Source organism: Nocardia sp. CA-129566, assembly GCF_050956075.1.
Taxonomy (GTDB): Bacteria; Actinomycetota; Actinomycetes; order Mycobacteriales; family Mycobacteriaceae; genus Nocardia.
The window spans coordinates 2,445,161-2,463,928 of sequence record NZ_CP192085.1; the positions used below are offsets into that span (position 1 = coordinate 2,445,161).

Sequence of the window (18,768 nt, forward strand, 5' to 3'; positions counted from 1 at the left end):
CTGGATGTCAGTGGGCTCGGCTAATGTGCGATGGGTGAGTGACAGCGACATCGTGGCGGAGCCAGCGACCGCGGAGCAGCGAGTGCAGTGGCAGCGGCTCGCGGACGAGGTTCGGGAGCATCAGTTCCGGTACTACGTCCGAGACGCGCCGATCATCTCCGACGGCGAGTTCGACAAGCTGCTGCGCCAACTGCAGGCACTGGAGGACACGCACCCTGATCTGCGCACACCAGATTCGCCGACGCAGTTGGTCGGCGGCGGATTCGCGACGGATTTCACCGCCGTGGACCACCTGGAGCGGATGCTGTCGCTGGACAATGTGTTCGACTTCGACGAGCTGCGCACCTGGGCGAGTCGGGTGGAGGCGGAGACCGGATCGGATCTGCACTATCTGTGCGAGGTGAAGATCGATGGCGTCGCGCTGAACCTGGTCTACGAGAACGGGCGGCTGGTGCGCGGTGCGACGCGTGGGGACGGACGCACCGGTGAGGACGTCACGCTCAACGCGCGCACCATCGAGGACATCCCGGGCGAGCTGACGCCGTCGGCGGAGTTCCCGATCCCCGAACTGCTCGAGGTGCGCGGCGAGGTCTACTTCCGGCTGGAGGATTTCGCGACGCTCAATGCCGCGATCGTGGCCGAGGGCAAACCGCCGTACGCGAATCCGCGCAATACCGCGGCGGGTTCGCTGCGGCAGAAGGATCCGGCGGTCACCGCGCGGCGTCGGCTGCGGATGATCTGCCACGGCTTCGGTCGCATCGAGGGCTACACCCCGACCTCACAGCACGAGGCCTATCGCGCCCTGGCCGCCTGGGGTCTGCCGGTCTCCGAGCATACGAAGCTGGTACAGGGCATCGAGGCGGTGATCGAGCGCGTCAACTACTGGGGCGAGCACCGCCACGATATCGAGCACGAGATCGACGGTCAGGTGATCAAGGTCGACGAGACGGCGCTGCAACGGCGTCTCGGTTCCACCTCGCGCGCCCCGCGCTGGGCGATCGCCTACAAGTACCCGCCGGAGGAGGCGACCACCAAGCTGCTCGGCATCGAGGTGAATGTCGGCCGCACCGGCCGGGTCACCCCGTTCGCGGTGATGGAGCCGGTCTCCATCGCGGGTTCCACGGTCGCGCGGGCCACCCTGCACAACGCCTCCGAGGTGAAGCGCAAGGGTGTGCTGATCGGTGACACCGTCACCATCCGCAAGGCGGGCGATGTCATTCCCGAGGTGCTCGGTCCGGTGGTGGACGCGCGCACCGGCGACGAGCGCGAATTCGTCATGCCGAGTGTGTGTCCCGAATGCGGTGTGGAGCTCGCGCCGGAGAAGGAGAGCGACGCCGATATCCGCTGCCCGAATGGGCAGTTCTGCCCGGGGCAGCGGCGGGAGCGAATGTTCTATATCGCGAGCCGTCGGGTCTTCGATATCGAGGCGCTCGGCTACGAGGGTGCGGTGGACCTGCTGCGCTCGGGCGCGATCACCGATGAGGGCGATCTGTTCGACCTCGACGAGGCGCGGCTGCTGACCACCTCGCTGTACGCGAATATGGACGGCACCCTGTCCGCGAACGGCAAGCGACTGCTGGAGAACCTGCAGGCCGCCAAGGACCGCCCGCTGTGGCGCGCCCTGGTCGGCCTGTCCATCCGGCACGTCGGTCCGACCGCCGCCCGTGCGCTCGCCGTGGAATTCGCCAGCATGGATCGCATCGAACAAGCATCGGCCGAGGAACTCGGCGCCGCCGACGGGGTCGGTCCGACCATTGCGAACGCGGTGGTGGACTGGTTCACCGTCGACTGGCATCGCGCGATCGTCGACAAGTGGCGTGCGGCGGGCGTACGCATGGCCGATGAGCGCGACGAGTCCATCGAGCGGACGCTCGAGGGCCTATCGATCGTGGTGACCGGTTCGCTGGAAGGATTTTCCCGCGACGGCGCCAAGGAGGCGATCCTGGTGCGCGGCGGCAAGGCCGCGGGCTCGGTATCCAAGAAGACCGCGTTCGTGGTGATCGGTGAGTCGCCGGGATCCAAGGCCGCGAAGGCGGAGGAACTGGGCGTGCCGATCCTCGACGAGGCCGGATTCCGGCTCCTGCTCGAGCAGGGCCCAGCGGCGGTGTCACCGGATACCGCCGAAGGAGACGCCGAAGCAGAGGAATAGGGCGGCTGTTCGGGAGGGGGTGATCGGCCGCGTATGCCGTCGGCGAACTGTGCTTGACCTGAACCTAGCTCGAGGTATCACGATCGACTGGTAGGTAACTATCAGGAGATTTGATATGACTCACCGCTCTACCGCTCTGATCACCGGTGCTTCGGCGGGATTCGGTCTGGCTCTTGCGCGTTCGCTGATCGCGCGCGGCTGGCGGGTGATCGGCACCGCCCGCCGCGCCGACCGGCTCGAACGGGTGGAATCCGAACTCGGCGAAGCCTTTCTCGCGGTGCCCGGCGATATCACCGATCCGGCGCATCGCGCCGAACTGGCCGAGATCGCCGGTGGGTTCGGACATCTCGACCTGCTCGTGAACAATGCGAGCAGGCTCGGGCCCAGTCCGATGCCGCGGCTGGCGGACTATCCGCTCAACGAGCTCGAACTGGTGTACCGCACCAATGTCATCGCCCCGCTCGCGGTTCTGCAATTCGCACTGCCGCTGCTCGGCGCGGACGGGGTCGCGGTGAACATCAGCTCCGACGCGGGCGTCGAACCGTATCCGGATTGGGGCGGTTACGGCTCCTCGAAGGCGGCGCTCGACCAGCTCACCGCCATTCTGGGCGCCGAACATCCGGACCAGTCGATCTACGCCTTCGATCCCGGCGATATGCGCACCGAAATGCACCAGGCCGCCTTTCCCGGCGACGATATCTCCGATCGTCCGGAGCCCGAGATCGTGGTGCCCGCGCTCTTGCGACTGATCGAGCAGCGACCGAAGAACGGCCGCTATACCGTGGCCGATTTCACCGCGGGGGTCACCAGATGACGACAGCATCGCGAAGCGATTCGGCGAGGGGTGGTGGTCGGGAGACGGGTGGGCCGACAGCATCGCGAAGCGATTCGGTGAGGGGTGGTGGTCGGGTGACGGGCGGGCCTGCGGCGCTGAGCGAATGGCCCGCCATACTGCCGCCCGAGCGCAACGCCATCGCCCCGCCGGAGGCACGTGGTCTGGCCCGTGACGAGGTCCGGATGCTGGTGGCGGGGGATCGCCTCACCCACACCGTATTCCGTGAGCTGCCACAGCAGTTGCATGCGGGTGACTTGGTGGTGGTGAACAATTCGTCCACCCTGGCCGCCGCGGTCGACGGCGTTCTCGACGGCACACCGATCACCCTGCACCTGTCCACCTGGCTCAACGCGTCCGTCGATGCGGAGACGTCGGCCAGCGGTCCACCGGATACCTTCGGCGGCTGCGACGGACTCTGGGTGGTGGAGGTACGCACCCGCGAACGTACGCCGTATGCGGGTGATCTCTACGCGGGCAATGAGCTCCAGCTGCCCGAGGGCGCCACGGCCACCCTCCGCGAACCCTGGCTACCGGGTGCGCGCCGACTCTGGATCGCCGAACTCAGCGCGGATCCCACCTGGCTGCTGGCGACCCACGGCTATCCGATCACCTATTCATATGTGCCACAGCGTTGGTCGCCGTCCTACTACACGACGGTATTCGGCCGGATTCCCGGCAGTGCCGAAATGCCGAGCGCGGCACGCCCGTTCACCCAACGACTGGTGCTCGATCTGGTGACCTCCGGTGTGGCGATCGCGCCGATCACCCTGCACACCGGGGTCTCCTCGCCCGAGGCGGGCGAACCGCCGAGCCCGGAGCGGTTCGCGATACCGGCGACGACCGCACGTCTGGTGAACGACACCAAGGCGGCGGGCGGTCGCATCATCGCGGTCGGCACCACGGTGACCCGAGCGCTGGAGACCACCGCCGATCACCACGGCCTCGTGCATCCGGCTCGAGGATGGACCGAACTGGTCCTGGGGCCACAGCCGCCCGCCCGCGTGGTCGACGGGATCATTACCGGCTGGCACGCTCCCGGCGCATCACATCTGGATCTGCTCGTCGCCGTGGCGGGCGAGGCCAGCGTGCACGAGGCCTACGCCACCGCTCTCGATACCGGCTATCTGTGGCACGAATTCGGCGACAGCGCGCTGCTGTTCGGACCTAGGAGGGCGTAATGGTCACGGTGGAGTCGAGCTGGCCGCCGACCGTGACCCGTCCGCACTGACCGTTGCTGAGATCGAGATGGTCGGTCCTGGTCTTGGTCCGGCTCTTCTGGATGGTGGTATCGACAGTGACTTCGACCTTGCCCACCGAGCACACCTTCACGAGCGCGGGCGTGCCGTCGAAGCTGTAGGTGCCGCCGCTCTGGCAGGTATTGGTCTCGTCGTGGAAGAAGATCCGGGCGGAACCGTCCGGACAGGGCGCCTCGGCGGCGGCCTGCGGCGGGCCGAGTACTACGAGCGGGCCGAGTGCGAGCGCGGCAGCGACGGAGCTGCGGGCCACTAGACGACGAACCGTGAGTTCCATCGTTGAACCATCCCTCATCAATACAATTCCGGCAGATGCCAGCGGGTAGCCGCGGCGCCTGCATGGTAACGCGTGACGTGCGCATTTGTCCGCCGGAAGCCCCGCGTGCGATACCGGTCCGGGCCGGACCGGGTGTCGGTGTCGCGCACGGGCGGGCGAACCGACAGGATGGCGGGATGCTGCGCAGTTTTCAGGTGACGAATCACAGATCGCTGGCCGAACGGCAGGACTTGCGATTGAGCCGGGGGAGTGGTCCGGTCGCGGTGCCGGTGACGGCGGTGCACGGTGCGAGTGCCGCGGGCAAGACGAACCTGATCGATGCGCTGGGGCAGATGCGCGACGCGGTGCTGAATTCGGTGACCGGCTGGGATCCATATGCCGGGCCAGTGCGCGCGCCGCATCGCGGATTCCCGGATCGCCCTTCGGAATTCGTCGCGAGCTTCGTCGCGGAGGGCGTGCCGTACACCTACGGGTTCCGGTTGGACAATGCGGATGTGACGGCCGAATGGCTCTACACCCATCCCCGCTCGCGCAAGCGAATCGTCTTCGAGCGCAATGGCGAACAGATCAAGATCGGCCCGATGTTCGAGGCCGCGCGCTACGGTATCGCGGCATTGCTGCCGCTGGTGCGCCCGAATGCGTTGCTGCTCAGTCTCGCCGGGCAGATGTATGCCGAGGCGCTGGTGCCCGCGTATCGGTGGTTCTCCGCAATGCTCGAGGTGCAGCACGGTGCCGTCGATGCCGCGGCGGTGGCGCATCGGCTCGGTAGCCATCTCTCCGCCGCCCCGGAGCATGCGGTGCGGCTGCTCATGCTGCTGCGCACCGCCGAACTCGGCATTACCGATCTGCTGATCGCCGAACCCGATCCGATGTACGTGGACTATCTGCGCGAACTCGACGCCGATATCGCGGGGACGGCCAAACAGGTGGAGCTCTGTGCCACTTCGCCGGGCCACGCCGACCAGTTGCTGCGGGATAACGGCATCACCGAGGTCATGCTCGAACGCGAACTCGGCAATCTGAAGGCCGCGCGCGATGCCCTCTACACCAGGATGGTCGAGCGCCGCGGCGTCGGGCTCGGCCTGGTACACGCCGGGATCGATGCCGTCTTCGATATCACCGACGAATCCGCCGCGACACTGTCGATGCTGCGGCTGCTGCCGACCATGCTCGACGCGCTCGACTCCGGTCGAGTGCTCGCGATCGACGATATCGGCGCGCAGCTGCCGGTCGAGGAGACCGACCGACTGATCCAGCTCTTCCAGAATCCGGAGACGAATTCCCGTGGTGCGCAATTGATCTTCACAACGAACAATCGCGCACTGATCGACCGGGCGAACGGCCGCTCGCAGCGCACCCGCACCGCCGTCTGGCAGATCCGTCGCACCGAACACGGCACCAGCGAGCTCGCCGCGCTGTAGTCCGCCGAAGCGTGTCATCGGTCATGGCCGGTGCCGCGCCGGTGCCGCGCCCGCCTGATGGTGCCGCGATCGCCTGATGGTGCCGCGACTGCCCGGCGGTGCCGCGGCCCGGCGGTGCCGCGATCGCGTGACGGTGCGGCGACTGCCCGGCCGTGCGGTGACTGCCCGGCGGTGGGGCAACTGCCCGACGTGCGGCGACTGCCTGGCGGTGCGGCGACTGCTCGACGGTGCGGCGACTGCCCGGCCGTGCGGCGACTGCCTGGCGGTGTCGCGACTGCCTGGCGGGTGCGGCGACTGCCCGACGGTGCGGCGACTGCCCGGCCGTGCGGCGACTGCCTGGCGGTGTCGCGACTGCCTGGCGGGTGTCGCGACTGCCCGACGGTGCGGCGACTGCCCGGCCGTGCGGCGACTGCCCGGCCGTGCGGCGACTGCCCGGCCGTGCGGCGACTGCCTGGCGGTGCGGCGACTACTCGACGGTGCGGCGACGGCTCGACGGTGCGGCGACTGCCTGGCGGTTTTGCGACTGCCTGGCGGTGCGGCGACTGCCTGGCGGTGTCGCGACTGCCTGGCGGTGTCGCGACGGCTCGACGGTGCGGCGACGGCCCGGCGGTGTCGCGACGGCCCGGCGGTGCGGCGACTGCCCGGCGGTGCCGCGACGGCCCGGCGGTGCGGCGACTGCCCGGCGGTGCCGCGCATCGATCACCCGCTGCATCCGGCAGCACCGACGACGTCCGTGCGAGGACCAATAGCATGGGTGCCATGGTGGAGTTCGCGATGCTGGTGATCGTTGTCGGCGCGTTGGTGGCGTTGGTCATGGTCTACCTGCGTGGGCGCAACGGGTTCCGGTTGGCGAATCCGGAGTCGGGGACGCTGTATGTCACCGGGGTGAGTCCGCGGCCCGATGCGACCGGTGCGCAATATGTGACCATCACCGGCAATCTGACCGGGCCGTCGGTGCCCGGCACTGTGGTCTACGGCCGCATGGCCTGGGATGTGAACGATTGGCCTGCGATCGGTGATCTCATCCCGGTCGTCTATCCGTCCGGCAAACCCGAACGCTGGCAGCTCTCGCATCCGGGCGCGCGTCCGGGTCTCGGTTCCTGACCTGGTCTGTGACTTCTGGTGTCGAGTGGCGGTGATTCCGCATCGTCAGATGGCGTCGGGGCGGTGTCCTCGAACCACGTCACTGCCCGTCGCGTTGCTCGCGCATCCGCTCATTCTGCTCGCGTTGCTTACGCATTCGGTCGGCGAGTTCCTCCATCCGCTCGATTTCCGGCCACATCCGGCGCTCCTCACGAAATCCCACCACCAGCAACGCCACGATTCCCACCACAAACAGCACAGAGCCCGGCCAGGCCAGCTTCGGCGTCGGTGAGGACCTGCTTCAGGTCGGTGCCGCCACGCTTCAGGCGCTCCTCGAGCTCCGCCCGAGCACGGCGAGCGGCAGCCGCCAAGGCTTCAGCAACCAGGCATAAGCCACGTCCAGGAGCGACCCCCAACAGACGCTGCCAGCCCCGCTATCCCAAGCCATCGCGCGCCCATCATTCCCCCCGTGCCGGGATCGAACACCAGCCGATATCCCAGGGTACGGACTGCCAGGCCAGGCCCACAACGGGAGTATTGAGCCTAGTTGTTGCCGTGTGGCTGCTGGGCCGGTGGGAGGATGCGGGTATGGATGCGAACGACGCCGAGCTCGTCATTCGAACCGCTCGGCCGGATGAATACGACGCGGTCGGGGACCTGACGGTCCAGGTCTACGTCGGTGAAGGCTTTGTGCGCGCCGGTAGCCCCTATGTCACCGATCTCGCCGATATCGCCCGTCGCGCCGACGCGGCCCAGGTGCTCGTCGCGGTGCGCGAGGGTCGGGTGGTCGGCGCGCTGGCGATCGCCCGGCCCGGTACGCCGTATGCCGATATCGCCCGGACGGGTGAGCTGGAGTTCCGCATGCTCGCCGTCTCGAAATCGGCGCGCGGCCTCGGCGCGGGAACGGCATTGATACGCACCGTCATCGAGTTGGCCCGTGCCGAATCCTTTGACGCCGTGGTACTTACCACCATGCCCGCCATGGTCGATGCGCGGCGGATCTACGACCGTTTCGGTTTCGTCCCTGCGCCGGAACGGGATTGGACGACCGAGGCGGGAGAGTGGTTGACCGTGCTGCGCTTGGATCTTTCGTCCTGATCCGCGGCGGGCGGGCTCAGCCGAGCACCGTCGCGACGATGCCCGCCAGGTAGCCGAGCCGCGCGACCTCGGACGGACGGAAGTCGGGTCCACCGGGGCGCCCGAGCAGCAGCACCTTGCCGGTATTGCCGAGCGGCGCGGCGGCGAGTTTGGTGTCCATATCGCGCCAGATCTGCGGCACCCAATCGGCCTCGGGATCGAGGACGGCGGGCTTCTCCAGTGGCATCCACGGCGCCGAACCGGCCTGTGTCTGCGGCGCGGATTGGCTGCCGACGACGCGGTAGGCGCCCTGCGGACCAATATCGATAATGGTGCTCCAGCCGACCCGCAGCACCCGCGGCACGCCGTCGACGAGCACCTGCAGTCGGTCGTCGCGAGCGCTGGCGACCTGGTCGATCAGCTCGAGTTCGCGATGGGTGTCCAGCACGCCGGAGTACGGGCGGATGGAGTCCACGTGCACATCGCCGATCGATTCCGCGGCGGTGATCAGGGTGTCCGGTAGTGCACCCTGCGGCACCTCGACGACGAGGTCGTCGACCGCGAAACCCGCGCCCCGCTCGACCACGTCGAGGGAGAGGATGTCGGCGCCGACGGAGCCCAGTGCGAGTGCGAGCGCACCGAGGCTTCCCGGTCGATCCGGAAGTTGCACGCGGAGCAGGTATGACACGCGCGTTCCTTTCCTTGGCGGCCGAGGCTCTGAAACGAATACCCGGGTCACGCAATACTTACACCCCCGAGTCCCGGTTATCGACTCGAAGTACAGCCAGTGACGGATGCCACACCGCGAATTCGCGCGGATGCGGCGTGTCACGCTAGTGGTTGGGGTGTGTCGTCGCACTCCCGGCTCCTGTGAAAATTGTGCGATAGATGGTCGCTAGGCTGTTCGGTGGCCGTTCACCAAGCTCAAACCACGCCGAAAGGGGTCCGCGGTGCCCGCCATCTCCCGCGACGAGGTCGCACACCTCGCCCGGTTGTCCAGGCTCGCCCTGTCCGAAGCCGAACTCGATCAGTTCGCCGGTCAGTTGGATTCGATCCTGAGTCACGTGCGGACCGTCTCCGAGGTCGCCGCCGCCGATGTGCCCGCGACCGCGTCGCCGAATCCGGCGACCAATGTGACGCGTCCGGATCAGGTCGTTCCGTGCCTGACCCCGGAGGAGGCGCTGTCCGGCGCTCCCGCGGTCGAAGACCAGCGGTTCGTGGTTCCGCAGATCCTGGGAGAAGGCGAATGAGTGCAGCATCGCGTAGCGATTCCGTGGGGGGCGGCGGTCGGGAGACGGGTGGGACCGACCTGACGGCACTGTCGGCTGCCGAACTGGCGGCAAAGATCCACGGCCGTGAGGTGACCTCGGTGGAGGTCACCCAGGCGCATCTGGATCGGATCGCCGCCGTCGACGGCGAGTACCACGCGTTCCTGCACGTGGCCGGGAACGAGGCGCTCAGCGCGGCCGCCGCGGTGGACGCCGCGCTGGCCGCTGGCGATGCGCCCGCCTCGCCGCTGGCCGGAGTTCCGTTGGCGCTCAAGGATGTTTTCACCACCACCGATATGCCGACCACCTGCGCCTCGAAAATTCTCGAGGGCTGGGTCGCGCCCTACGACGCGACACTGACCGCTCGGTTGCGCGCCGCGGGCATCCCGATCCTCGGCAAGACCAATATGGATGAGTTCGCCATGGGCTCCTCCACCGAGAACTCGGCCTTCGGCCCGACCCGTAATCCGTGGGATACCACCAGGATTCCGGGTGGCTCCGGCGGTGGCTCGGCGGCCGCGCTGGCCTCGCACCAGGCACCGCTGGCGATCGGCACCGATACCGGCGGGTCGATTCGGCAGCCCGCCGCGGTGACCGCGACCGTCGGCACCAAGCCGACCTACGGCACCGTTTCCCGGTTCGGTCTGGTCGCGTGCGCGTCATCGCTGGACCAGGGCGGCCCGTGCGGTCGCACCGTGCTCGACACCGCGCTGCTGCACGAGGTGGTCGCCGGGTACGATCCGCGCGACTCCACCTCCCGCGATGTGCCGGTGCCGCCGGTGGTGGCCGCGGCGCGTCAGGGCGCCACCGGTGATCTGCGCGGCGTGAAAGTCGGTGTGGTGAAGGAACTCCACTCCGACAGCTACCAGCCCGGCGTCATCGCATCCTTCGACGCTGCGGTCGCGGTGCTGAAGGAGTTGGGCGCCGAGGTGGTCGAGGTGTCGTGTCCGCACTTCGAATACGCGCTGGCCTCCTACTACCTGATCCTGCCGAGCGAGGTGTCCTCGAATCTGGCGCGCTTCGACGCCATGCGCTACGGGCTGCGCGTCGCCGATGACGGCAGCCACAGCGCCGAGCAGGTCATGGCCGCCACCCGCGCGGCCGGATTCGGCCCGGAGGTCAAGCGCCGCATCATGATCGGCACCTACGCACTGTCGGCCGGCTACTACGACGAATACTACGGTCAGGCGCTCAAGGTGCGCACGCTGATCGCCCGCGACTTCGACAAGGCCTATGAGCAGGTCGACGTCCTGATCTCCCCGACGAGCCCGTTCACCCCGTGGAAGCTCGGGGAGAAGGTCGACGATCCGCTGGCGATGTACCTGTCGGACCTGTGCACCCTGCCGACGAATCTGGCCGGACATCCGGCCATGTCGGTGCCGTCGGGATTGAGCAAGGACGACGGCATGCCGGTCGGCCTGCAGATCATGGCGCCCGCCCTCGCCGACGATCGGCTGTACCGCGTCGGTGCGGCGTACGAGGCCGCGCGGGGACCGGTCGCCTGACGGCCCATAGTGAGTGATATTGGCCCGAGACCCCGGTTTGGTCTCGATACCTCGGATTTCGACGGGACCGGGGGCTCGGTGCACGGCTATTCACCGCTCGATGGTCGCTAGGCGGGCCAGATGAACTCCGGATCCGTCAGATAGTCCTGACGCCGCTGATCCAGTGCCATCGCCACCATCTGGTGCGCACCGGGTCCGATCACCTTGCGCACCGGCGGATTCGGCATGTTCACCAGCGCGATCAACTCCGCCGCGGCCACTTCCGGTGCCGCCTCGACCCATTCGGCCGCGCCGTCCGCCGCGGTTTCGGCGGTGGTCTCGGTCTGGCCTGCCGGGGCGAGATCGGTCGCTTCGTCGGTGACCGGCAGCGGCACAGTCGGGTCCGGGTAGTTCGCCATGCCGAGGATGCCGCTGCGCAGTTCGTCGTACGCTGGGAGCGCCGTCGCGAACTTCATGCTCGACTTCGCCCAATCGGTGTCGAAGCCGCCCAACTCTGCCAGCGTGACGTGAATACCGAAGGGCCGCAGCTCATCCGCGAGTGACGCGCCGAAACCCTCCAGCGCCCATTTGCTCGCGTTGTACATGCTGAACAGCGGCAGGCTGCCCACCGCGCCGACCGTCGAGATCTGCACGATGTGTCCCGATCCCTGTGTGCGCAGATGCGGTACCGCCGCCTGCGAAACCCACAGCGCGCCGTAGAAATTGGTATCCATCTGGGCGCGGATCTCGGCCTCGGTGAGTTCCTCGACCGCGCCGACCAGACCGTATCCAGCATTGTTCACGATCACATCGATACTGCCCGCTATCGCGAATGCCTGGTCCACGGTGACGATCGCGCGGTCGCGGTCGCGAACATCCAAGGGCAGCACCGTCAATCGGTCACTGTCGATATCGGTCATGGACCGCGGATCGCGAGCGGTCGCGACAACACGGTCGCCATCGGCGAGCGCGGCGAGGGTGAACGCACGCCCCAGTCCGCGGTTGGAGCCGGTGATGAACCAGGTTCTGGTCATGTCGATCCTTTCGTCGCGAGACGCTCCGTCTCGTTCGACAAAGATGCCAAGCGGATTCGGTGTTGTCAAGACGAGACGTTGCGTCTCGTTGTTGGTATAGTCTCGATATGGCCGAAACACCGAGCGCAGCCAGGCGCAGCGAACGTGCCCGCGCCGCGATCCTCACCGCCGCCACCGAACTGATCCGCGAGCTGCCCTATGCGAAGTTGAGCATCGAGGCCATCTCGGCCCGGGCCGGAGTCGGCAAGCAGACGATCTACCGCTGGTGGCCGTCGAAGGGTGCCGTCGTACTCGACGCAATGCTCGAACTCTATTCGGGCCCGGACGGTCTCGTACTCCCGGACACCGGCGACATCCATGCTGACCTGCGTGAGCTGGTCCGTGGCGCGATCGCCGAACTCACCGATCCGAGCTTCGAGGCCTTCCTCCGCGCTATGTACATCGAAATCCAACAGGATCCGGAACTCGGCGCCGCCTACCGCGAGCGACTGCTGCTGCCCCAACGCGCCGCCATCGCCGAACGCCTCGCCGCGGGCGTGCGCGCGGGCCAACTCCGCGCCGACCTGAACGTCGATATCGCCATCGATCTGCTCCTCGGCCCGATTCAGACCCGTTGGGCCCTGGGCCTACCCGGCCTCACCCAGAACTACGCCGACGCCACTCTCGACGCCGCCCTAGCCCACCTCGCCCCCTAACCCCGAAGGCCGCCCCCCACCGTCCTCGTTGTTGCTCTCGCAGACCTTCGTGTGTGCCACCCGGCGTGTTGTGCGGTGAGTCGTTGTGTGTGAGCGCGGAGGGTATGTGGGAGCGATATGCGTGGCGAGTGCGCGGGAGGTCAGTGGGAGCGCAGGGATTCGGCTTGGCGCTCGATGCCCTCGGTCATGCCGGCGAAGCCGCGGCGGAGGTTCTTGGCGAGCAGGGCGACGACGAGGGGGTGTAGCCAGCCCGCGAGTTCGAAGTGGGATTCGTAGCGGGTGCGGTCCGGGCCGAGTGGGGTGACCTTGTGCGAGCGCAGGCTGTGCAGGGTGCCGAGCGGGACCGGTTTCATCGAGTAGCTGAATTCGGTGCCCGGGGTGTGCGAAACCATCCATTCGCGCTGGCGTCGCGGACCGGAACCGGACAGCGCGACCAGCATGTCGATGGGTTCGCCGGGGACGAGCGTGCTGCGGGCTTCGATGCAGAAGGGGTTCCACTCGCCGTAGCGGGGGAGGTCGGTGATCACCTGCCACACCAGTTCGGCGGGGGCGTCGATCTCGACGGTGGCATCGATGACAAAGGGCATGATCAGTAAACTAGAACAAGTTCTAAGGGCGATCAAGCCTCCGAGCTGCACGGTCGCCGATCAGCAGGTGCCCATGGCAGTGCCCTGGTCGGTGCCGTAGCGGTGGCCGTGGCCCGGCGGCGCGTGCAGTGCGGCGAGCAGGTCGGCACTGGTCTGCAGGAAGCTGACCACCGGAAGCCATTGCGGGACAGGGGCATCCACGCGGACATCACGGAGCTCGGGAGCCCGCCACAGCAGCGACGGCGACCAGTGCACCACCGGATCGGAGCTATTGGCCAGCACCGTCGCCCCCGCATGATGCACCTGACCGGCGGGCGGACCCGCCCAGAGCGCGGCGCAGGTACGGCGGTCCTGGTCGGCGTCGTCGGCGAAGATCGAGCTGCCGCCGAGCGCGCCGAGGCTCTGCCCATAGACGTAGAGCCGGGGCTTGTGGTCGAGTGCGCCGATACGCCGCTGCACGGCGGTGAAGAGCGCACGTGCGGAGGCGATCGCATCGTCGCGGCCGAAGAGGAAGGTTACCCAGCTCGGGGCATAGGAGTACTGCATGCCGACCAGGGTGACGTCGCCGCCGAAGCGTTCGTGGAAGCCGCGGACCGCATTCGCATCGATCCACCCCGACCCGGTCGGTACCGCGAGGACGATATTCGAGCGTTCCAGTCCGCCGGAGCGTTCCAGCTCCCGAATCGCGAGGACCACCCGGGAATCGAGATCGGGTGCGGAGTCGAGTCCGACATACACCCGGACCGGTCCGGCGGGCGATCCGGCGACGAACTTGCGGCCCTCCGCGCCCAGCGACGGCCAGCTGATGGCCGATTCGGTGCTTCCGGAGCGGGTATAGGAAACCGGTTGCACCAGTTCGGGATCGATCGTCGCATTGGCGGTGGCATAGGCACTGCGCCGCCAGTCCACTACCGCGGGCACGCCGATGAGATAGAGGATCGATGCCGTGACCGCGGTAACCGCGATACCGCGCATCCAGCCGAGTCGCCGTGCGATCCACCCCGTGACCCGGGCGATTCCGGCGCAAGTGCCGACGATCACCGCCGACATCAGGGCCCAGTGCAGCCAGTACCCCGGGCCGATGAGCGTCGTGTCCATCGCCGTGCGCAGCTGGTTCTGCCAATGACTAGCATTCGCGGCCGTGCCGAGGATCGCGATCGCGGTCAGACCGAGCAGTGGTGTCCGAAACCGAGTCAGCCGACGGTTGATATCGAAATCCCGGTACCGCATCGTAATTCGAAGAATGCCCGCGATGCCGAGTCCGATGGCGGCCAGCAGTCCGGTCAGCACGGCCTGGGCGCTCGGAGTGCGCGGCAGCAGACCGGGTGCGAGCGATATGACTGTGCCGAGACCAATGCCGAGCGTCGTGCCGATGCGTGGCCGCAGCGCTCGGTGAAACCCATTGCCGACCAATGTCTTCCAACAGCCATATCGAGGTGACCGGTCATTCGGACTCGCCGCCCCGGCGGCATTGCGCGCGGTGGCGGCCGGTCTGGTCGTTGTCAATGTGCTCACGCCTGAACCCCCTGCGCACCAATGCGATTCGACACGGGTGTCCGGACTCCGGCCCGCCGCTGGGCGGACGGCAGAACACCAGCAAGCACCACCCCGAGACCGACGACACCGGCAAGCCATGCCAGCCACCCGCCGCCGCTCTCGGAACTCTGCGCACCGAGTCCGGATTCGAGCACCGGCACCCCGTAGTCCTGCCGTCGCGAATTCAGATCGACGAATGTGTAAGCGATGCTCGCCATCGCATTGCAGCGAGCGCGGGAGAACGCGTCCTCGCGGCTCGCGCACGCCTCGTGCATATGCGTGGCGAGGGTCGCGTCGAGGGCCTGCCTGGCCCAGCCGGTCAGCGGCTGGTCGCGCTCGCCCGCGTACCGCAACAGGTCGTAGCCCAGATCGTGGGCCTTACAAGCGGTTTCGAATTCGGCGGGCAATGTCACCGGTGACGAGCAGTCCCCGTTCGGATTCACCAGCAGCCCGTCGACGACAGTCGGCCGATAGTCGAACCGGTCCGCGAAATCGGCGGGAATCGCGGCGGCCGAGCCCGGCCCACCCGAGGTCAGGTCGACGACCGCCGCACCGGCCGCGGCGTTTTCCACCGGTCGGTGCACGGTGGCGGCGTGCGTCGCGGGCGCCAGCACAATGGTGGCCGCCACGGTGGTCAGCGCGGCCGCCGTCAATGCGGCGCAGCGCCGGACGATGGGTTGCGCTCGGGCGTCGTGCGCCCCGCCGTCGGCCTGCCTCGCGGTGTTCGGTGTGCTCATGGTGCTCGACGCTAGGAATCCGGCCCGCCGCACCACCTCACGCCGGGGTGCGGTTTCTCGCCCCGTGCCATCGGGGGAGCGTCTGCGCGGGCTCCCCCTGCGGTACTGGAGCGGATTTCACCCGTGGGTATGAGGACCTGGACCGCTCGGGTTCCTACTGTCGTAGACATGGAAAAACGGCGTGCCGGGATCAGAGGGATGAACGCGCGAATGTGGTTCGACGCGTGCACCGTGCTCGTGGCGGTGATCTTCTTCGCCGTCGCGTGGCCGACGCTGCACCTCACCCACGTCGTCCCGGTCGCGGTGCAGCCGTTCATCGCCGCGCTGGCCGCCTTCCCGGTCCTGCTGATCCGGCTCAACCCGGCGCTCGGCTGGGCGATATCGGCGGGTTCGGCACTGATCATCGCGCTGGCCATACCGCATCAGCCGGGCAATGAGCTGCCGATTCAGGTCGTGCACATCCTGTGCCTGTTCGTGCTGCTGTTCGCGGTGGCAGTGCGTGCGCCGGTGCCGATCGTCGCCGTCGCCTGGGGCGCGACCTCGCTGCTACTGGCCGCGACGATGTCCGGTGACGGCGGCGGATTCTCCGGGGGTGCGTGGGCCTGGCCGATCGCCTTCGCCGCGGTCGTGCTGTTCGCGATGCTGGTGCGCTGGCTGGTGCAGTCGCGCAAGCAGCTGCTGGCCCAAGAGGAGGAGAACGAGCTGGAGCGGGCCCGGCGCGCCATTCTCGAGGAGAAGGCACGCATCGCCCGCGACCTGCACGATGTGGTCGCCCACCACATGTCCCTGGTGGTGGTGCAGGCCCAGACCGCGCCGTATCGGGTCGAGGGCGTGACCCCGGCCGCCCGCGCGGAATTCGAATCCATCGGCGCGACCGCCCGCGAGGCCTTGAACGAGATCCGCGGCATGCTCGGCGTGCTGCGCAGCGACGGTCAACTGCCCGAACACGCGCCGCAGCCGAAGGCCGCCGATGTGCTCGGCCTGTTCGAGGCCGCGCGCCGCGCCGGTGTGCGCATCGACTGGACCGTCGACGGGCTACTGGATCTGGTTCCGGAGTCGGTCGGCCTCGCGCTGTACCGGATCGTCCAGGAATCGCTGTCCAATGCCTCCCGGCACGCGCCGGGCGCTCCGGTCCGCGTATCGGTGGTGATCGGCACCGACGCACTGCATCTGAGCGTCGGCAATGACCTCAGCGCCACCGTGGCCCGCCCGGTCGGCAATGGCGGCCACGGCCTGGCCGGAATGCGGGCACGCGCACTGGCGGTCGGTGGGGAGGTGTCCGCGGGTCCTCGGGCGGACGGCGGGTTCGAAGTCCAGGCACATCTGCCGATCGCTGCGACATCCGGGCCGGTGCTCGACACGTCGATGGCCGCCGCGGTCGCTGACGCCACGGACCGGTGAGGGGCATCGCTCAGACGCGCCCTGAAATGGCTACAGGGCAATCGATTTCGAAAGCCCACGGGTAGCTCACCGGGTACGCCTCGAACTTGCCGCGCACCTGAGGTGGCGTATACGAAGCCCGACTCGCATGGCGAGAGTACGCGGAGCGGCGGATAGGCTGTCCTGGTGGCAATAACCGTTCTGATCGCCGACGACCAGGCCATGGTGCGCCAGGGATTCGGCGCCCTGCTCGCCGCCCAATCCGATATCAGCGTGGTCGGCGACGCGCCCGACGGAAAGGTCGCCGTCGCCGAGGCCAAGCGGCTGCGTCCGGATGTGGTGCTGATGGATGTGCGCATGCCGGAGATGAACGGACTCGACGCCGCGCGCGCCATTCTGGCCGCCGGATTCGACCCGCCGGTGCGGGTGCTCATGCTGACCACCTTCGATATCGACGATTACGTCTACGAGGCACTGAGCATCGGCGCCAGCGGATTCCTGCTCAAGGACGCTCCTGCCGAGGAATTGGTACGGGCCGTGCGCGTGGTCGCCGACGGTCAGGCGCTGCTCGCACCGACGGTCACCCGGCGGCTCATCGCCGATGTCACCCGCCGCCGCACCGCGGCCCGCGCCAAACCCGCACCCGCACTGGCGGCGCTGACCCCGCGCGAACGCGAGGTGCTGGAGCTGATCGCCAAGGGGATGTCCAATACCGAGATCGCCGAATCGCTCTACGTCGCCGAGCAGACCGTGAAAACCCATGTCTCCAAGGTGTTTTCGAAGCTGAATCTGCGCGACCGGGCCCAAGCCGTCGTGCTCGCCTACGAATCCGGGCTGGTCACTCCGGGCTAGCGCGGCTTCTGGCACTTACCGCCATTGAGATCATCGAGATGCCGCGAGAGCAGCCGGGCCAGCCGGTCGAGCAGGGCGGTCGCATCCTCGAAGGTGCCCGAATCCGCCTGTGCGGCAAGGGCGACCGCGACCAGGCCGGATCGGGTCGGCACCAAGCCGAATTGGCGGACCGTATAGACGCCGGTTTCGTCGTCGGGGCCCCAGCCGCCCTTGAATTCGGTGCCCTCGATCGTGCCGAGGCCCCATCGCTGTTCCGGTGTGATCTGCTCCATCAGGCTGACCACGGTGTCGGTCTCGGGCAGGCACGGTAGCTGCGAGGCGAAGCGGGCCTGATTGGCCAGTGTCCATTCGGTCGCGCCGAACGCGGTGTAGTCCAGGCTGGTCTTCGGACCGGACACATTGGTCAGCGCGTCACCGGCCTCGTCCAAGACCTCCTGGACGGCCTGGGCGGCCTCTTCACCGTCGCCGAGGGACTGCCACAGCGCCTCGGCGGCATCATTGTCCGAGACGGTGATCGCCTCGTGCGCGTACTCGGCGGCGCCGGTCGGATCGTGCCGCAGCGCCGCGATGGCCAGCGGGACCTTGATGGTGGACCAGGCGATGCCGGTGGTCCAGTCGCCGAAGATGGTCATCCGGCCGCCGCCGACCGGCATGATCGCCATCCCGACCTGGCCCGGCAGATTCGGCTGCAACTGGGTGAAATCGGCGGCCAGCGAATCGGGCCGCGAAATCGACCAGCCCGGATGCCAGGATCCGGGCCGTTCGACGGGTAGCGTCGGTTCCGCAGGGGCGCTGTGGGTGCCGGGCAACAGCGAACAGGAGGCAAGAGTGAGCAATGCGGTGAGTGCCGCACCGCGCAGCATCACCTGGTAGTTCGCCATCGTTTTCGTAGACCTCACCGCCGTGTCCTCCCCACCACCACAACAAGACACCCGTTGTTCCATCGGCGGTGCAAAAAACATCCTCGTCACACCCGTCCGGTCGGTGACCGGACGTGGGGCCATCAGCGTCGGTCCATCGGGACAACTGACGCGGCGCTGCGGCCCTGTTGATAGTTTCGCCGATTTTCGCGGAGAATTCGAAACAGCGTGGCCAACGGG

19 protein-coding genes are annotated in these 18,768 nt (G+C 67.8%); 11 read left to right on the forward strand and 8 right to left on the reverse strand.

All coding sequences use genetic code 11. The annotated features are described in order from the left end of the window. The first annotated feature begins 34 nt into the window (after window positions 1–34). From ligA to ACQP0C_RS10915, 3 genes are all read left to right on the forward strand, one after another. Window positions 35–2,149 (forward strand): NAD-dependent DNA ligase LigA, encoded by a 2,115-nt coding sequence (ligA, locus tag ACQP0C_RS10905; protein ID WP_433732814.1) that lies wholly within the window; start codon window positions 35–37, stop codon window positions 2,147–2,149. Between the two features lie 115 nt (window positions 2,150–2,264). Then, window positions 2,265–2,963, forward strand: coding sequence for an SDR family oxidoreductase (locus ACQP0C_RS10910; RefSeq protein ID WP_433732815.1), 699 nt, complete (start codon window positions 2,265–2,267; stop codon window positions 2,961–2,963). A 116-nt stretch (window positions 2,964–3,079) separates the two neighbouring features. Beyond that, a complete protein-coding gene (locus ACQP0C_RS10915; RefSeq protein ID WP_433734505.1) occupies window positions 3,080–4,162 on the forward strand; it encodes an S-adenosylmethionine:tRNA ribosyltransferase-isomerase in 1,083 nt (360 codons plus the stop codon). Here the strand turns inward: ACQP0C_RS10915 and ACQP0C_RS10920 are convergent. Next, window positions 4,149–4,514, reverse strand: coding sequence for a hypothetical protein (locus ACQP0C_RS10920; protein ID WP_433732816.1), 366 nt, complete (start codon window positions 4,512–4,514; stop codon window positions 4,149–4,151). The genes ACQP0C_RS10915 and ACQP0C_RS10920 overlap by 14 nt on opposite strands. 176 nt (window positions 4,515–4,690) lie before the next feature. On the opposite strand from ACQP0C_RS10920, the gene ACQP0C_RS10925 reads away from it, so the two are divergent. Next, window positions 4,691–5,935 carry an AAA family ATPase gene (locus tag ACQP0C_RS10925; RefSeq protein WP_433732817.1) on the forward strand — a complete coding sequence of 415 codons (1,245 nt, stop codon included), beginning with the start codon at window positions 4,691–4,693 and terminating at the stop codon, window positions 5,933–5,935. A 759-nt stretch (window positions 5,936–6,694) separates the two neighbouring features. Continuing rightward, complete coding sequence (locus ACQP0C_RS10930) at window positions 6,695–7,039, forward strand: hypothetical protein (protein ID WP_433732818.1); 345 nt, start codon at window positions 6,695–6,697, stop codon at window positions 7,037–7,039. Between the two features lie 79 nt (window positions 7,040–7,118). Here ACQP0C_RS10930 and ACQP0C_RS10935 read toward each other — a convergent pair whose 3' ends face one another. Next, the gene (locus ACQP0C_RS10935) at window positions 7,119–7,256 is read right to left on the reverse strand and encodes a hypothetical protein (protein ID WP_433732819.1); all 138 of its coding nucleotides are present in this window, start codon (window positions 7,254–7,256) and stop codon (window positions 7,119–7,121) included. Between the two features lie 350 nt (window positions 7,257–7,606). Here ACQP0C_RS10935 and ACQP0C_RS10940 point away from each other — a divergent pair, with 350 nt between their 5' ends. Then, a complete protein-coding gene (locus tag ACQP0C_RS10940; protein ID WP_433732820.1) occupies window positions 7,607–8,116 on the forward strand; it encodes a GNAT family N-acetyltransferase in 510 nt (169 codons plus the stop codon). A gap of 16 nt (window positions 8,117–8,132) precedes the next feature. Here ACQP0C_RS10940 and ACQP0C_RS10945 read toward each other — a convergent pair whose 3' ends face one another. After that, window positions 8,133–8,783 (reverse strand): amino acid-binding protein, encoded by a 651-nt coding sequence (locus ACQP0C_RS10945; protein ID WP_433732821.1) that lies wholly within the window; start codon window positions 8,781–8,783, stop codon window positions 8,133–8,135. 262 nt (window positions 8,784–9,045) lie between these two features. On the opposite strand from ACQP0C_RS10945, the gene gatC reads away from it, so the two are divergent. Beyond that, a complete protein-coding gene (gene gatC, locus ACQP0C_RS10950) occupies window positions 9,046–9,345 on the forward strand; it encodes an Asp-tRNA(Asn)/Glu-tRNA(Gln) amidotransferase subunit GatC (protein WP_354955764.1) in 300 nt (99 codons plus the stop codon). Further along, window positions 9,342–10,868 carry an Asp-tRNA(Asn)/Glu-tRNA(Gln) amidotransferase subunit GatA gene (gatA, locus tag ACQP0C_RS10955; RefSeq protein WP_433683520.1) on the forward strand — a complete coding sequence of 509 codons (1,527 nt, stop codon included), beginning with the start codon at window positions 9,342–9,344 and terminating at the stop codon, window positions 10,866–10,868. Before gatC ends, gatA begins: the two co-directional genes overlap by 4 nt. Before the next feature lie 107 nt (window positions 10,869–10,975). On the opposite strand, the gene ACQP0C_RS10960 is transcribed toward gatA, so the two are convergent. Then, complete coding sequence (locus tag ACQP0C_RS10960) at window positions 10,976–11,881, reverse strand: SDR family NAD(P)-dependent oxidoreductase (protein ID WP_433732822.1); 906 nt, start codon at window positions 11,879–11,881, stop codon at window positions 10,976–10,978. 107 nt (window positions 11,882–11,988) lie between these two features. Here ACQP0C_RS10960 and ACQP0C_RS10965 point away from each other — a divergent pair, with 107 nt between their 5' ends. After that, window positions 11,989–12,576, forward strand: coding sequence for a TetR/AcrR family transcriptional regulator (locus ACQP0C_RS10965; protein WP_433732823.1), 588 nt, complete (start codon window positions 11,989–11,991; stop codon window positions 12,574–12,576). A gap of 140 nt (window positions 12,577–12,716) precedes the next feature. Here ACQP0C_RS10965 and ACQP0C_RS10970 read toward each other — a convergent pair whose 3' ends face one another. Genes ACQP0C_RS10970 through ACQP0C_RS10980 form a run of 3 tightly spaced genes read right to left on the reverse strand, consistent with a single transcriptional unit; the run spans window position 12,717 to window position 15,436 of the window. Continuing rightward, a complete protein-coding gene (locus ACQP0C_RS10970) occupies window positions 12,717–13,163 on the reverse strand; it encodes an SRPBCC family protein (RefSeq protein ID WP_433732824.1) in 447 nt (148 codons plus the stop codon). A gap of 60 nt (window positions 13,164–13,223) precedes the next feature. Further along, complete coding sequence (locus ACQP0C_RS10975; RefSeq protein WP_433732825.1) at window positions 13,224–14,678, reverse strand: alpha/beta-hydrolase family protein; 1,455 nt, start codon at window positions 14,676–14,678, stop codon at window positions 13,224–13,226. After that, window positions 14,675–15,436, reverse strand: a complete 762-nt coding sequence (locus ACQP0C_RS10980; protein ID WP_433732826.1) for a hypothetical protein — start codon at window positions 15,434–15,436, stop codon at window positions 14,675–14,677. The genes ACQP0C_RS10975 and ACQP0C_RS10980 overlap by 4 nt, the downstream gene beginning before the upstream one ends. A gap of 198 nt (window positions 15,437–15,634) precedes the next feature. On the opposite strand from ACQP0C_RS10980, the gene ACQP0C_RS10985 reads away from it, so the two are divergent. Both ACQP0C_RS10985 and ACQP0C_RS10990 read left to right on the forward strand, forming a co-directional pair. Next, window positions 15,635–16,837: a sensor histidine kinase gene (locus ACQP0C_RS10985; RefSeq protein WP_433732827.1), complete on the forward strand. Its 1,203-nt coding sequence runs from the start codon at window positions 15,635–15,637 to the stop codon at window positions 16,835–16,837. Between the two features lie 165 nt (window positions 16,838–17,002). Then, window positions 17,003–17,668, forward strand: a complete 666-nt coding sequence (locus ACQP0C_RS10990) for a response regulator transcription factor (RefSeq protein WP_355187822.1) — start codon at window positions 17,003–17,005, stop codon at window positions 17,666–17,668. Here ACQP0C_RS10990 and ACQP0C_RS10995 read toward each other — a convergent pair. Further along, the gene (locus ACQP0C_RS10995; RefSeq protein WP_433732828.1) at window positions 17,665–18,567 is read right to left on the reverse strand and encodes a hypothetical protein; all 903 of its coding nucleotides are present in this window, start codon (window positions 18,565–18,567) and stop codon (window positions 17,665–17,667) included. The genes ACQP0C_RS10990 and ACQP0C_RS10995 overlap by 4 nt on opposite strands. Window positions 18,568–18,768: the final 201 nt, after the last annotated feature.